The sequence below is a fragment of the Niabella aurantiaca DSM 17617 genome, assembly GCF_000374125.1.
Classification (GTDB): Bacteria; Bacteroidota; Bacteroidia; order Chitinophagales; family Chitinophagaceae; genus Niabella; species Niabella aurantiaca.
In genome coordinates this window covers 350185-366454 of sequence record NZ_KB893643.1, presented here as the reverse complement: position 1 = coordinate 366454, position 16270 = coordinate 350185, and the positions used below count along the sequence as shown (strand labels likewise).

Genomic DNA, 16270 nt, shown 5'->3' with positions numbered 1-16270 from the left:
GGAAAGAGGAGTGTGGGATCTTAAAGCTGGATGCCGGTATAATAGGGGTTGGTTGTACGGGTTGTTACGGTTGGGGTTGCGGCGAGTTGGTCTGGATTTTACTTTTTTACCAGGTTGTAAAACTGTATCAAAACCGGACGGTGCCTGTTTTAAAAGCGCACAATGAGAAGATGGGAATCTGGCTCCAACCGATTGGTTATTAGTGGCCTGTCTTCATGGCATCATCGTTGGAATAAAACATATGCGGCGGATGGCGACCTGCTGCATGCCTAAACGGAGATTGTAATGATAAGGAACTATATAAAAATTGCCTGGCGCAATATCCGGAAGCACCCGCTTCACAGTGGTGTAAACATCATCGGGCTGTTTGCCGGTATCCTGTTTTTCTTTTTGATCGGGGCCTATGTATGGGGCGAACTGCAGGTAAACCGGGGGCTTAAGAATGTAAAGGATCAATACATACTTACGAGCGTGTGGAAAGACCCCAACATGGGCTATGACCTGGCAACGTTAGGACCATTGGCCAAGCGGCTGAAACAGGATTATCCGCAGTTAGTAAAGAATTATTACCGGTATGACGGCATTTCGTCGATTGTTGTTAAAGGAGATAAGCGTTTAAAGGAAGAGGTGCAATTGGGTGATAGCACGCTGTTAACCATGTATGGTTTCAAAACATTACATGGCGATCCTGCTACGGCACTCAATGAGCCGTTTTCCGTAGTGGTTACGAAGGGAATTGCTGAAAAATATTTTAACAGAACGGATATTGTCGGAGAACGGATCGCCCTGCGGAGCTTTAGAGGCGAAATTCACGATTTTAAAATTACGGCGGTGCTGGATGTCATTCCTGAAAATACGGTCACCTCCCTGACGCCCGATTATCCCAGCAACATTTTTGTACCGACAGCCAACTATACGTATTTTGGCCGCAACGACCTGGAGCATTGGAATAATATACAGATCGCTTCCTATATTGAACTGCATGATGGGGTAGTGGCTGGGGACCTGGCCGGCCCGATCAGGCAGTTGCTGCGGCAGAACACACCCGCAAATATCCAGTCAAACCTCACGGTAAAACCCGTTGGCCTCACTGAATATCACCTATCAAGGAACAATGCATTCATAAAACGGATGATTTATACATTGTCACTGGTAGCACTGTTTATTTTAATGATGGCAGTGATCAATTTCGTCAATGTAAGCATCACCAGTGCGGGAACAAGAATGCGTGAAATTGGCGTGCGCAAGGTTATCGGCGGTTTGAGGAAGCAGCTGGTACTGCAGTTCCTTTCGGAGTCGGTCATTCTGGTAATGCTCGCAACACTATTGGCGCTTGCCGCCTACCCGGTCGCTAAGAATGTGTTTGCCGGAATTGTTGGAAAGCCGCTGCCGGCTTTGATCTCGTTCCCGGTTTACTTTGCCCTTATGCCGGTGCTGTTTATTTTAGTAATCGGTTTGCTGGCCGGTATTTACCCGGCTGTCCGGTTGTCGTCGGTAAATATGATCGCCGCCATGAAGGGTGTCAAAAAAACCGTTGGTGCGCATAGCGCGCTCCGGAGAAGCCTGGTCGGTTTCCAGTTTGCAGTAGCCCTCGTAGTCCTGGTTTCCACAGCGGTCATATCACAGCAGGTTACTTATTTTTTTGGAAACGGCCTTGGGTATAACAAAGAATATCTTGTTGCTGCACAGGTGCCTAGAGACTGGACCAAACCGGGGGTAGATAAAATGATTGCGGTCAGGGATCAATTTGCCCGGATGCCCCAGGTAAAGGAAGTGTCGCTATCTTATGAGATCCCAAATGGCAATAACGGGGGTATCGTTCCTGTTTATAAGTCCGGGGAAGATTCGATGCAGGCGCGTACTTTTCAATTGTTGTCAACGGATGAAAATTATCTGCGTACTTACAGCCTCTCTTTAAAAAGTGGCCGTTTCTTCGAAGGACATAAAAAAGATTCGGGCCAGGTGGTGCTGAATGAAACCGGTATTGCGGCCCTGGGATATAAAAATGCGGAAGCCGCAATCGGAAAACAGGTCAGGATACCAGGCGATCCCGCTGTTCTTACCATCAAAGCGGTCCTGAAGGATTTTCATTTCGGTGCCATGTCCGGCAGGATCGCCCCAATAATGCTCTTTAATGTAAACTTCAACCCGACCTATCGCTTTTTAACTTTCAAATTGAAAGCCGGGAACATGCAGCAGGCTTTGGAAGCCGTGCAAAAAAAATGGACCTCCCTGATACCGGAAGCCTCTTTTGAATACCGTTTTATGGATGATGCATTAAGGATCATCTATGCCAAAGAGCTGCAGCTGCAAAAGGCTGCTTACGCAGCCACATTGCTAACCATTGTTATCGTGCTGCTGGGTGTCTTCAGTATGGTGTCGCTAAGTATCCAGCAAAAGGTAAAGGAGATCGGGGTACGAAGGGTGCTGGGTGCATCTGTGGGCAGTATCGTTGGATTGTTTACAAAGGAATTTATTGTCATTCTTTTGATGGCCATTTTGGTTGCATTACCTGTAGGATATGCGGTTATGGAAAACTGGTTACGTAATTATGCTTATCGTATACCCCTGTCGGTTGAGCCCTTTGCCGCGGCAGTTACCTGTATTGCGCTGCTTACTTTTTTACTGATAGGACTTCAGACGGTGAAAGCGGCTCTGGCGAACCCGGTCAGGAGTCTAAGGAACGAGTAAAAAAAGACAGGGAATCGCCAATGGTCAATAGTTGATGAACGTTCAACACCAGACATCAGAAATTGCATTATGCTAAAAAATTATATAAAAACCTTAATCCGCACCTTTCGAAAGAATAAGGTGGCAACGGTTATTAATTTTATCGGCCTGACCGTGGCGTTTACCTGTGCTATTTTATTATTGCTGCGGGTATACCAGGAGTTTTCTTATGATCAATCCTATCCTCACGGGGAGCGTATTTTTAAAGTATATAACTATAAAAACAGGATAGAGGGAGAAAAGCAATCCGCTTCAATAGCGTTCCCCGCCCAGGAGGCATTGAAAATGGAACGCCTCGGTATAGAAAAAGCGGCCCTTGTCCGGAATGGCGGCGGCGGGATCCGTTATGGCGATAAACAGCTGAATAGTTCCATCCGGCTTGTAGGCGCTGATTTTCTGAGTATCTTTTCGCTTCCGATGCTGGAAGGTACCGGGGCCAACGCTTTATCCAATGAGAACAATGTGGTAATAACGGAACCGGTAGCTGCAAGCTTATTTGGCACAGAAGATCCTGTTGGAAAACAGGTTGCTGTGAATGTGGGCAATAAATGGCTGCCGTTGATGGTATCCGGCGTCATCGATAAACTGCCCTATAACAGTTCACTGGATCTTCAGGTGCTGGCCCGGATTGATCTGGATCCTGACTTTCCTGTAGGTAAGAACAGCTGGGATATGGCTTCCTCCAATTTATACGTGCGGTTGATGCCAGGTGTAAATCAAAAGGATGTGGAGCAGCGCCTCCGGCAATTTTCAAAAAAATATACGGCTCCCGCGAGCGACGGGGAAGCAAAAAGAATGGGATTTAAAAAAGATGCCTGGGGCGACTACGGCGGGCTGCGGCTGCTGCCGGTCACGGAGCTGCATTTTAACACAACCGTAGGCTCCGATGATGCTATTGATAAAACCTTTCTTTACCTCCTGCTGCTTATTGCCGGGGTTATTCTTTTAATTGCCGGTTTCAATTTTGTGAATCTGAATATGGGAGTGGCTTTTACACGTTTCAGGGAAATGGGTATTCGCAAGTATATGGGTGCGCAGAAGCGGCAGATCTGGATACAGGTCTGGTGCGAAAGTGCTTTTTTAATTACGCTTTCTGCATTCATGGGTACGGGGCTGGCATTGGCCCTGGTAAAAAAGTTTAATCAATTATTTGGAGCTTCTATTACAGCATCCCTGCTTGGACAGCCTGTTGTAATAACCGGCCTGGTAGCCCTGATACTTTTTATTTCATTAATGGCTTCCGGCTCACCTGCTTTATTAATGAATCGCTTAAAGGTTAACGAGATATTAAAGGGGAAATTGATCATTAAAGGAAAGAGTGGCTTAAGAAATGTATTGATCGTTTTTCAATTTATCATAGCAGTAGTGCTGATTTGTGCTACTGTTGTCATTTACCAGCAATTTCAGCATTTAAGGACGGCTCCCCTGGGTTATGAGAAGGAAAACCTTATTTCGGTGCCCATGAGCGGTGAGCATACCGCTTCCGCCGACCCGGTCGAAAGAATACGGAACCTTTTAAATAGTCAAACATCGGTTATAAGCGTATCTGCCAGTAATATAAACCTGGGGCTTGGAAAGGATGGGAGCTCCAATAAAGAGATGTTTGGCTTTGATCATCGGGAGCGGCATATCAGAACCGCCTATATGGCTGCCGGCTTTGATATACTGAAAACACTGGGAGTGCGAACGCTCGGTGGGCGTGATTTTACAAGAAACTATAACGCAGATTCCGCTCATCATGTAATTGTTACGGAAAGTTTTGTAAAAAAGCTGGATCTGAAAGACCCGGTAGGACAGCATATTTTATATGATTCGGCGGCGAAACCCTGGCATATTGTGGGCGTGATCCCTGATTTTCATTTGTATTCGTTATATCATGAAACGGAACCGCTCACCATTGGCTTAGAGCCGGGAGCAAATTTTTCTTACCTGCTGGTTAAGGTGAAAACGACCGATCCGGCTGCTGCCATGGATCTGGTAAAAAATGCCTGGCGGGAAGTGAACCCCGGTGCCGCATTTCTTGGGTCTTATGTAGATGAAAATGTGGACCGCTGGTACCGGTCTGAGCAAAAACTGGCAAGGATGTTTTCAATAGCGGCCGGCATCGCCATTATCTTATCCTGCATGGGATTATTTGCAATGGCCTTTATTGTAACAGGACAGCGTACCAAGGAGATCGGTGTACGGAAAGTGCTGGGGGCGTCTGTCGCCAATATTGCCTCGCTGGTCGGTAGGGAATTCGTTAAACCGGTTGTTATAGCAATTTTTATCGCAATGCCAATTGCTTTATGGGCGTTGAACAAGTGGCTGCAGCATTTTACCTACCGGGTATCTATTGCCTGGTGGGTATTTGCAGCGGCAGGCGGAATAGCGCTTGTTATTGCTGTGGCGACGGTGAGCATACAGGCTATTAAGGCGGCCGCAGCAAATCCTGTGAACAGCTTAAGAAACGAATGAGCCGATAAGATAGCATAAGAAATTGTAAATGTAAAATGATACCTGCTGCGGATATCTGAGATCTCAATTTACACGCCCAACACTGAAATCTATGCTGAAAAATTATTTTAAAGTGGCAGTACGGATCCTCTGGAAGAACAGGGTGATCAGCAGTATTAATATAATCGGGCTGAGTATTTCGGTTGCATTGTGCCTTTTATTGTTTTTTTATATCCGGTATGAGCGATCCTTTGATGGCTTCCACACAAAAAAGGACCGTTTGTTCCGGCTGGAGGCAACGCAGCGATATGAAATAAAGGAAGAGGAAGGTACAAAGAGGGGCTGGCTGAAGAAACTGACCGGTGGGGAGGAAACAAACAATTCTGTGGTTTTCCCCTTTGTTATTGCAGAAGAATTGCAGGCTGCTTTTCCGGAGGTAAAAAGTATCACCAGGATGGCAGGAATGTCATTAAATGATGAGGCCTGGAAAACGGTGGTAGAGGCCAATGATAAAGTGTTTAAGGAAACAGATATACTGGATGTTGACGCCAATTTTTTTGAAAATTTTAGTTTTCCTCTTTTAAAAGGCAACCCTGCTACGGTGCTTGAGGACATCAATAGCATGGTTTTGTCGGGATCTGTGGCGTTAAAATATTTTGGGAGCAGGGATCCTATAGGACAACGGGTGGTGCTGGATAATGATACTACTCAGCAATTTATTGTTACCGGAATAGCAGCGGATGCGCCTGCCAATTCCGGCATCCGGTATAGTATGGTTTATAATATAAGATCGAGACCCGACTATACCGACCGCATCAGCAGCAGGTTGAATACATGGTCGCACCAATACATTATCGAGCTGGCAACCGGGGTGGATGCAGCCCGATTCCAGCACAAGTTAAATAGCTGGATGAGGCAAAAATACGGGCAGGAGCTTCGTTTTGACAAGCCTGAAAGGGTCCGGGAATACCAGTGGCTGTTACGCCCGCTGCAGCAATGCCATTACAGTTCAAAGGGGTGGGGCCATTATACCAATTCCCGGGTATTGTACCTGCTGACCTGCCTGAGCCTCCTGATCCTGGTACTGGCTTCGGTGAATTACATTTTGCTCACCATCGCAGGTGCCATAGGCAGGATAAAAGAAGTGGGCATGCGTAAACTGATGGGGGCGGGTAGAAAAAGGGTAGTGTTTCAGTTATGGATGGAAACCCTGCTGGTAGTGCTGCTATGTATGGTGTCCGGATTGTTTTTCGCACGCCTGGGCCTGCCGCTTTTTAACCGGCTGCTGGATGTGCAGATCTCTTTTTCGATGATCACTTTTAAAGAAATTCTTATAGCGGGTGTCTCCTTAGCCGTATTGTTGAGCCTTCTCGCGGGCTGCTATCCTGCCGCTGCGATTTCGGCCACAAAAGCAGTAACAGTGGTAAAAAGCGGCCACACCTATAAGATCAATCCCCGCTTCTCAAATCCGCTGATCGTTTTCCAGTTCTTTATTTGTTTCGTTCTGGTGATCGCCATTATTGTGATCAGCACGCAAATGCGGTACATCAGCAGGAGAGACCTGGGGTTCAATAAAGAGCAGGTGCTGCTGATTAAGAATGAAGCTATGGGAAAAGACCTGTCATCGATCCGCAACCGGCTGTTTAATTACGCCCGCACACAGCCGCAGGTAGTCGCCATGTCTGGTATCGGGGGCGATTTAAAAGGATCCTATAATTACAACAGGTTTAAGCTGAACGGAGCGCAGCAGTGGTACAGCCAGATAAGAGTGGACTATGATTATTTCAAATTGCTCAACATCCCGCTGACAATGGGTAGGGTTTTTTCGGCGGACCGGATCTCCGACACGGTTAAAAAAGCCAGGGCCTGCGTGATCAATGAGTCTTTCTATAAACTGCTGGGTCCCGGGAATGTAAAATTGGGGGAATACAATGAAACGATCCGTGCTACGGTCATCGGTGTTTGCAAGGATTATAATTTTGAAAGCCTGACCAAACCTATAGGACCGCAGCAACATGTGCTGACGGATTCCTATGAGAATTACTTCATGTTTAAAGTGCGTGGCGTGGAGTTGGGCAAAACCATTGATGGATTCAGAAAAGAATGGAGCACCCTTACCCACGACTATCCTTTCGAGTTTACATTTCTTGATGCGTCACTTGGCGAAATGTATAAAACCGATATGCGTTGGCAGCAGATCATATCGGTGGCGGCTTTTTTTGCAGTGAGTATTGCCTGCCTCGGACTCCTGGGATTTTCATTGCTGAGCATGCTGAACCGCTCTAAGGAGATCGGGATCCGGAAAGTGCTGGGAGCCACGATAAAGGATATATCTGTGCTGCTGACCCGGAAAATTGTGTTGCTGATCTTTATTGGGCTCATCATTGCCGGTCCCTTTTCATGGCTGGTAATGAACGAATGGTTACGGGAATTTGCTTATCGTGTGCAAATAAGCTGGTGGATGTACCTGTTTGCCGGTGCCCTGGTGATCGTACTGGCGTTACTTACCGTGAGTGTACAAACCCTTAAGACGGCAGTGACCAACCCGGTAAAGAGCTTAAGGAATGAATAGGAGCGGGCATGGTGAACAGAAAAGCAGAAGGAGGAACGATAAAAAATGGAGGAACGTTTGAGGTGGATGCCGGAACAGGAAACGGGGAACCGGTCCTAAAGACGGATAACGTATAAACAAATAAAACATGTTCAAAAATTTTCTAACTACTCTGATCCGGCAGTTGTGGCGCAGCCGTTTGTTCACAGTGCTGAATATACTTGGCCTGGGCGTAAGCATCTGTATCGCCTGGATCATCTTCAGGATGGTGAGTTATGAATATAGTTTTGATAAGCGAATACCCGGTGCAGAAAATATTTACCAGGTGATAACAAAAAGCAGGAGCAGCGACAACCCGGAGGGCGGTAATTCGGGGATCTCGAGGCCCATTGTCAACGTGCTGAAGAATGATATCGCCGGTGCAGCGCTGGTGGTTCCGATGTTTTACAAATACCGCCAGTTTGCAACGGTTAAGGAAGGGAAGGGCGCTGCGTCCAGGCGGATCGAAAAAGAAGAGGACATTCAGCAGGTGGCCACCTTGCCGGATTATTTTAAACTGCTTGATTATACCTGGCTTGCGGGAGACAGGAATACCGCCCTGGATGCACCGGATAAAGTAGTGCTTACAGAAGCCCGGGTAAAAGAATACTTCCCCTTAAGGACACCGCAGCAGGTAATAGGCCGCAGGATTGCTTATAACGACACGGTTATATACCGTGTTTCCGGAGTGGTGGCTGCACCGGAATATCCTAACAGCTTTGGTAAAGACAATATGGAATTTATCCGGGTTGCTCCCCAGGACCTGGATAATAACAGCTGGGATGCCGTTAATTCCAACGATCTTTTGTTTATAAAACCGGCAGCCGGCATGAAGCCGGACCGGCTGCTTAGTCAGCTTAATGCCATCAATCTGAAGCATAACAGGGAATCGTTTGAGAAGTATCACTATTCCAGATGGTATGAGGTACTGCCGCTTGCCGAAAAACATTTTGCGAAAAGGTTCAGCGCGCAAACCCGGACAGCGAATAAAAACGTGTTGCGCGGGCTTATGATCACCGGCGCATTCCTGTTGCTGCTGGCGTGCATTAACTATACCAATTTAAGCACCGCCCTTTTGCCGAAGCGGGCAAAGGAGATCGGTATCCGTAAAACGCTCGGAAGCAGCGCGCGCGGACTTATTCTTCGTTTTATGGGGGAAACGCTGGTGATCACATTGCTGGCGGCGCTGTTCTCTTTTGTGCTTACCTGGTTTGCGGTAAGGATCTTTGCCGGTTTTTTACCTGAGGGCCTTTCCGGGTACATGAATTATCCTGCCATGGCAGGTTTTATGCTGGTATTGATTGGCGGGATATCGCTGCTTTCCGGTTTGTATCCTGCATGGCTGTCTTCCCGGGTCGATACGGTGAATGTATTAAAGGGAATGACCGATAAGGTGATCGGCAGCAACCGGGTTCCGCTGCGGAAGGCACTGATCGTATTTCAATTCTTCGTGGCGCAGGTATTTATTATTGGCGCGATCATTATGAACCGGCAGCTGCAATTCATGCTGCACAAGGACCTGGGCTTTAATAAAAATGCGGTGATCACTGTAAATGTTCCGCACCGTGTGTGGGAAGATCCGGCCTTTAAGGACAAACAATTTGTTCTGAAGAATGAGCTGAACAGGAATACGGCCATTGGAGGTGTGGCATTGGGTAAGCGGCCGATGGATAATTCGATGGTGGGCTGGGCGCTTGAATACAACAACGGAACAAAGGAGCAGCATGTTGTCAATATAAAGACCGGCGATACTGATTATCTCCGTTTGTACCAGTTCCACCTGCTGGCAGGAAGGAATTTCAGGGCATCAGATACCGCTAATGAGGTCGTGATCAACCAGCAAACAGTAAAGGCATTCGGTTTCGGATCCCCGGCGGATGCGATCGGGAAATTTTTAGTATCTCCGGATAATAAGAAGAAAGCATATCCCATTGTGGGAGTGATTAGCGATTTTCACCAGTTCGGGCTGCAGTCGGCCATTGAGCCAGTACTGATCGCAATGGATAAAAGGCAGCTCAATACTTTTAATATAAAGCTCCCGCCACAGCCATCGGCATGGAAAAGCGCTATTGCATCGGTAGAAGCCAGTTGGAAGCAGGTTTATGGAAGTGTGCCGTTTGAATACAGGTTCTATGACGAAACCATCAAAAAGCTGTATGAGCAGGAGGAACGCACCCAGGCCCTTGTGCGGGCGGCCACGGGCATCGCTGTTTTTATCAGCTGCCTTGGGTTGTTCGGGCTGGCGACTTTGACGGCCTTTCAGCGAACAAAAGAAGTGGGGATCCGCAAGGTACTGGGAGCTTCCATACCGGGCATCGTGGCGCTATTGTCGCGGCAGTTTGTGGCGCTGGTGCTGCTATCTGTACTGATCGCCAGTCCTGTTGCGGGGTGGCTGATGAAGAAGTGGCTACAGGATTTTGCGTTCCGGATCGATATTCAATGGTGGATGTTTGCCCTTGCAGCTGTGAGCGCTGTGGTCATTGCGCTTGTAACCGTAGGCTACCAGGCGGTGAAAGCAGCTGCCGCCGATCCGGTCAAAGCATTGCGAAGCGAGTAAATGGCAACTGACAGATAAAATACATACATACGTTGCTCCCGGAAGCTGTTTAGATTCTTAATGAGGAAGTAAGGACCATAGTCATATGAACTGAGCAACCATTAAGGACTGTATCAAAACCGTACACTTCCTGTGTTAAAACCGCACAGCAAACAGCGCTTGCCCTGATACAATATTTTAATTTATAATGGTTTATGTTTGCGGCATAGCATTGGAAACAAAACGTTCAAAACGAAGCGAACGGGAAATAGCAGGGGTACAAACCCGGGCAACAGTAATGATGAGATTATTAATTGCGGAAGGTCCGACAGGCAAATGATCCATTAAAAGGCGCATGAAAAATACAGGATACAAGATGGAGTGCGAGTGGATGTATCGACACGGATAATAAAAAAGGCGGCATCTGAAAACTGGCAGATATGTTTAAAAATTATTTTAGGACCGCATGGCGGCAATTAAATAGGAACCGGTTGTTTGCACTGGTAAATATTTTCGGATTGGCCCTGGGCCTTACGGCATTCTGGCTTATCGCGCTTTTTATTGCTGATGAACTTAGTTTTGATCGCTATCATGAAAAGGCAGATCGTATTTACAGAGTGGTTTCCCATGGCCGGTGGCAGGGCGGTGGTTTTGACATTACGGGAACTTCGGGTCCGCTGGCCCAGGCGATGAAAGACAACTTTCCTGAAATTGAGCAAACGGTCCGTATCAATGCTGAAGGTGGGGGTGTTATCCGTTATAAGGATAAGAAGCTAAAAGAAGATACCATCCTTTTTACGGATAAAAGTTTTTTTCATATTTTTTCGCACCGTTTTCTGGCCGGGGATCCCTCCGGGGCTTTAGCAAGACCCCGGTCGATAGTCCTTACAAAAACCGTGGCAGAAAAACTCTTTACCAACTGGGAAAACGCGGTTGGTAAAACCATTTTTTTTGAGAACAACTTCCCCAATCTTGTTACAGGCGTCATAGAAGATGTTCCCCGCAACTCCCACTTCACCTTTTCGGGACTGCGTTCCTTTGATGACAATTATACTACTGATCCCGGCAATTTTATGCTTTATACGTATCTTTTGTTAAAGCCCGGTGCAAGTAGTAAAAACCTGATCTCAAAACTCCCCGCATTCTCAGCCAAAATGTTCCCGGACACTACAGGCAAGGTAAAATACAACCTGGAGCTGCAACCGGTTACGTCCATACATCTGCATTCTGATTTGAGTTATGAACTGGGAGAGAACCGGAGTGTAAAGTTCATCTATATCGTGGGGGCTATTGCGATCCTGATCTTGATTATTGCGTTGATCAACTATGTGAATATAACAACGGCAAGATCCTCCGTCCGCTTAAAGGAAGTGGCAATAAGAAAAATTGTTGGTTCCTCAAAAAGACATTTGATAGGCCTGTTTTTAATAGAATCGGTTGTGACTGCGCTGTTGGCATCCTGCATCAGTATTTTGTTAGCGATCGCATTGATGCCCTGGTTTAATGCGCTGAATGGGAAACAGCTGGAATTATTTCATTTTGGCACCGGATATACCATTCTCGCATTATCGGGTGTTTCGCTTCTGTTGGGAAGCATCGGGGGACTTTACCCGGCATTATTGCTTTCAGCTTTTAGAGTAATTCCTTCGTTGCGGAACCAAATGGTTGGTAAAAACGGTCAGGCTCTTTTCCGTAAGGGGTTGGTCGTATTCCAGTTTGCGGTAACCGTTACGTTGATCGCAGTATCTATGCTGGTATATAAGCAATTAAAGTATGTACTTCATAAAGACCTTGGTCTAAATAAAAACCAGGTGCTTACGTTTCATATTGATCGTCTGGATACCCGCAGGAAGATCGGGCGGCTGGAGGAAAGCCTCCGTCAGAACCCCGACATAAAAGGCGTGGCAGTGGCGGGTAATCCTATTGGCAATAACGATATTGGAATGTTGGATTACAGCCCGGAAATAAATGGAGTTGTTGACCCCCGGGCTACAAATCTGGGTTATGGATTGCAGGTGGATGCCTCTTTTATCCCGACATTGGAGATCGGGCTATTGAACGGCCGTAATTTTGTTGAAGGAAGCGCTACAGACAGTCAGTCGGTCTTGGTGAATGAAACCCTGGTGAAAAAAGCGGGATGGAAAAGCCCTGTTGGAATGCAGATACAGGTTGGGGGACCGGGATTGAAAACGGTAATAGGAGTGGTTCGTGATTTTCATATTTATTCGCTTCAGCATAAAATTGAGCCGATGGTGCTGCTGTTGCCCGGAAAGAATGAAGATAAGGATAATGTGTATGTGCGGATTGGTACCGATCATATGAAAGCGACGATCGCATTTATTGAGTCCACCTTTAAGCAAATGGATGCAGATGCTTTATTCAGCTATCATTTTCTTGACGACAATTTTGCAAGACAATATGTAAAAGAAGAGCGGCAGGGCAATGTATTGCTGGGATTTACGATACTGGCCATTGTGATCGCCTGTTTGGGATTGTTTGCCCTGATCACTTTTACTGCGGGGCAACAGGTAAAAGAATTGGGTATCCGGAAGGTGTTGGGGGCCTCGGTCGCAAGTCTTGTACGGCTGGTATCCTTTTACCTGTTAAAATGGATTTGCCTTTCCCTGTTAATCGCCTTTCCTGTTTCGTATATTGTTATGAACAAATGGCTGGATGATTTTGCGTATCGTACCTCCGTTAGCTGGTGGCTCTTTGTTCTGGCGGGTTTGATCGCACTGGTCATAGCTTTTGCTACCATAAGCGTACAGGCCGTCAGGGCAGCCACCGCCAATCCTGTCAAAGCATTGCGAAGCGAGTAGGGAATGCTGAATGACAAATAATAAATAACAAATCAGAAGGCGGTGAGCTTCGGTTCTCAGGTCTCAAAACTCAAATATGGACACTATGTTATTATCATTACGGGGAATTTACAAATGGGTGAACACCGGAATCAACCGTACATTTTTATTAAAAGATATTAACCTGGATATCGGCGAAGGAGAATTTGTGTCGGTAATGGGACCCTCCGGTTCCGGGAAATCCACGTTATTAAATGTGATCGGAATGCTGGATGATTTTGATGAAGGGGCTTATCATTTTATGGGAGATGCTGTCCAGGGCCTCAGGGAAAAGCAACGCGCGGCACTTTATAAACAATATATCGGTTTTGTTTTTCAGGCGTATCACCTGATTGATGAGCTGACTGTTTATGAAAATATTGAAACGCCGTTGCTCTACAAGGGTATTAAAACACCGGAGCGTAAGGCCATGGTGGCCGATATGCTGGACCGTTTTAACATAGTGGGTAAAAAGGATTTATTTCCTACACAGCTTTCCGGCGGCCAGCAGCAGCTGGTGGGCATTGCGCGGGCATTGATCGGAGGCCCGAAATTATTACTGGCCGATGAACCCACCGGAAACCTGAATTCAAAGCAGGGGGAGGAGATCATGGAGCTGTTTCAACAGCTGAACCGGGACGGGGTCACCATCATCCAAGTAACGCATTCGGAAAAAAATGCCGAATATGGCTCAAGGATCATTCATTTGCTGGACGCTCATGTAGAAAAGAAGTGAATGGTGTATGATCAATGGTTACGGCAAACAGGCAATAGTAAAAGGATATAGGAAAAGAGGCTGTTCCGGCAATGATTTGCTGAATGCCGGTAATGGATGCTCCCTGTTTCAAATCTCAACTCTGAAATCTCGATCCATGAAGTTTTTTTTTATAGGATTTTTTTTGATCACGGTCCCTGTAATGGCCCGGGCGCAGCGCAACCATTACACACTGGAAACCTGTATTGATATGGCACTAAAGAATAACCTGCAGATTGCCCTTGCCGGAAATCAGCTGGAGCGTGCCGCGATCGGCCACCGGCAAGCATGGCTGAACATGCTGCCGGATCTGAATGCCGCCGCAAGCCATGGCTGGTTCTTCGGCCGGAGCATTGACAAAACAACCAATGACTATGTCGATAAAAGCTTTTATTCCGGTAACTACAATCTGTCGGGCGGTTTGCCTGTTTTCCAGGGGCTGGCCCTGCAGCATACGGTACGGCAGGCAGCCATGAACGTAGCGGCCACCAAAATGAGCTGGCAGCAGCAAAAGGACAATATGACCCTGAACATGATCCTGGCATATCTGCAGCTGATGAATTTTGAAGACCTGCTGGTACAAAATACCGAACAGGCAGCACTTTCGGAAAGGCAGATGAAGCGGTTGAAAGATATGAACGATCAGGGGGCTATAGCGCCTTCTGATTTTTTTGATATACGGGGACAATTTGCGGGAGATGAAGCCTCGGTCATTAATGTAAAACGGGATGTGGAAACGGCAAAGATCAATATATGCGCGCTGATGAATATTCCTTATGATACCGCAATGGTCTTTGAACGGATGCCGGCTACCGAGGTCCTGCAAAAGAATACCATTGATGCGGCAACGGCCTATAATACGGCGCTGGAACATTTTGCCGGGGTACAGGCTGCCGATTATACGTTGAAAAGTGCGGGGTACGGTTTGAAAGCAGCCCGTGGAAAATTATTTCCCTCACTGGGTTTCGGATATGGTTTCGGAAGCAGTTACACACAGTTTAACGGGAACATCGGAAACCAGTTGAAAAATAACTTCGGGCGAAACCTGGGCTTTTCCTTATCCATCCCCATCTTTGGGAACCTGCAATTGCGGAATAGTGTCCGCCTGGCAAAACTGGATCTGAAGGACGCCCGGTTGCAAAACACATCCGCAAAGACGGCCCTGCAGCAAAATATACAAACGGCCTATGTGAATATGAATGCGGCTTATGAACGTTATAAAAAGCTGCAGGAGCGGGTACAGGCATTGCAGCAGTCGTACCAGGCTGCAGAGGCGCGGTTCACGGTAGGTACCTGGAACTCCGTGGAGTACCTGACGGTGAAGAACAACCTGGACCGGGCAAATGTGGATCTTATCGGCGGGAAATATGAATATTTATTGCGGGTGAAGATCTATAATTATTACCAGGGGATCAATGAGCCGTAGCCGGCAATGCTGTTGAACGCGGATGTTCCAATACCAAATACTCAATTCCAAGTTCTCAAATCTCAATTCCGGACCCCCGATTCCCAGTCCTACCTGCCTCCGTTCGCTTTCAGGTCTGCAAGGCAGCCCGCGTCCAGTTCTGAAGCTTCATTACGAGACAGGAAACCAAGCACATCAGTTGTTTCCGACGCATAGTACATGAGGCATTGTTCGTTACTGCAATGATTGCCGTGCGGCGCATCTTTATGTGCCGATTGCATGGGAGATCCCAGATCAACCAGCCCCAGTAAATGCCCCACTTCATGTTCCAGCACCGTTGCTTCCAGTTTGGTACGGCTTATCTGACCGAATCCTCCGGAGTTTTCATGGATCTTTTTTCCCATCAGCGCCGCTGAGGTATTGCGATAGGCAATGCCCAGCGTGTTGGCGTCGGAGTAATCGCTGTTGCTGTAAAGGATATAGAGACTGAACCGGTTGCCCTTGTTAAAAAGGGTGCGGTGCGCATTTTCAATTTCCCGGACCCGGCTGAGGGATAGCGTGGGAGCGCCCGGGTCAGGGATGACCTGCGTGGTTATCGTAACGCCACCGGGTTTATGAAGCCGGTTGGCCAGGAATGTTTTCAGCTGCTCGAGGGCTGCGGCATCCGGGGCATAACCGGCAACATACTGTATCTCTACCGAAAGACTGGCGAATGCGCTGCTGCCCAGTAGGTCCTTTGCTGAAGCACCAACCGGTTTATTGTAGGCGGCGGCATCTTTGTTATGGGCAAAGGGAATATCTTTTTTTGAACAGGTGGACATTGTAAGCACTACGATGACCAGTGTAACGGCTGTAACAAATCGCTTCATATCAGGGGATTAAAACGGGCTTCAAAAGTATCGATTTTTTGTTAGAATCATACAGGAGGGGGGCATTACTACCGGGACACCGCACACGGAGCTGTTTCCCGTGTTTCAGTACG

The 16270-nt window shown here is 47.2% G+C and carries 8 protein-coding genes; 7 read left to right on the top strand and 1 reads right to left on the bottom strand.

All coding sequences use genetic code 11. The features are described 5' to 3' along the window. The first annotated feature begins 285 nt into the window (after window positions 1-285). The 7 genes from B160_RS0118470 to B160_RS0118435 all read left to right on the top strand — a co-directional run bounded on the left by B160_RS0118470 (window position 286) and on the right by B160_RS0118435 (window position 15309). Window positions 286-2691 carry an ABC transporter permease gene (locus tag B160_RS0118470; protein WP_018629408.1) on the top strand — a complete coding sequence of 802 codons (2406 nt, stop codon included), beginning with the start codon at window positions 286-288 and terminating at the stop codon, window positions 2689-2691. A gap of 69 nt (window positions 2692-2760) precedes the next feature. After that, window positions 2761-5187 (top strand): ABC transporter permease, encoded by a 2427-nt coding sequence (locus B160_RS0118465; RefSeq protein WP_018629407.1) that lies wholly within the window; start codon window positions 2761-2763, stop codon window positions 5185-5187. 91 nt (window positions 5188-5278) lie between these two features. Further along, window positions 5279-7738, top strand: coding sequence for an ABC transporter permease (locus B160_RS0118460; RefSeq protein ID WP_018629406.1), 2460 nt, complete (start codon window positions 5279-5281; stop codon window positions 7736-7738). A gap of 127 nt (window positions 7739-7865) precedes the next feature. Then, window positions 7866-10313: an ABC transporter permease gene (locus tag B160_RS0118450; protein ID WP_018629404.1), complete on the top strand. Its 2448-nt coding sequence runs from the start codon at window positions 7866-7868 to the stop codon at window positions 10311-10313. Window positions 10314-10732: 419 nt separating this feature from the next. Beyond that, window positions 10733-13111, top strand: a complete 2379-nt coding sequence (locus B160_RS0118445) for an ABC transporter permease (protein ID WP_018629403.1) — start codon at window positions 10733-10735, stop codon at window positions 13109-13111. 85 nt (window positions 13112-13196) lie between these two features. Next, window positions 13197-13865, top strand: coding sequence for an ABC transporter ATP-binding protein (locus tag B160_RS0118440; protein WP_018629402.1), 669 nt, complete (start codon window positions 13197-13199; stop codon window positions 13863-13865). Between the two features lie 136 nt (window positions 13866-14001). Then, complete coding sequence (locus B160_RS0118435) at window positions 14002-15309, top strand: TolC family protein (protein ID WP_157558128.1); 1308 nt, start codon at window positions 14002-14004, stop codon at window positions 15307-15309. Window positions 15310-15398: 89 nt separating this feature from the next. Here the strand turns inward: B160_RS0118435 and B160_RS0118430 are convergent, their stop codons facing one another. After that, on the bottom strand, window positions 15399-16157 hold the full coding sequence (locus tag B160_RS0118430) for a M12 family metallo-peptidase (protein WP_018629400.1): 759 nt from the start codon (window positions 16155-16157) through the stop codon (window positions 15399-15401). Window positions 16158-16270 lie beyond the last annotated feature (113 nt).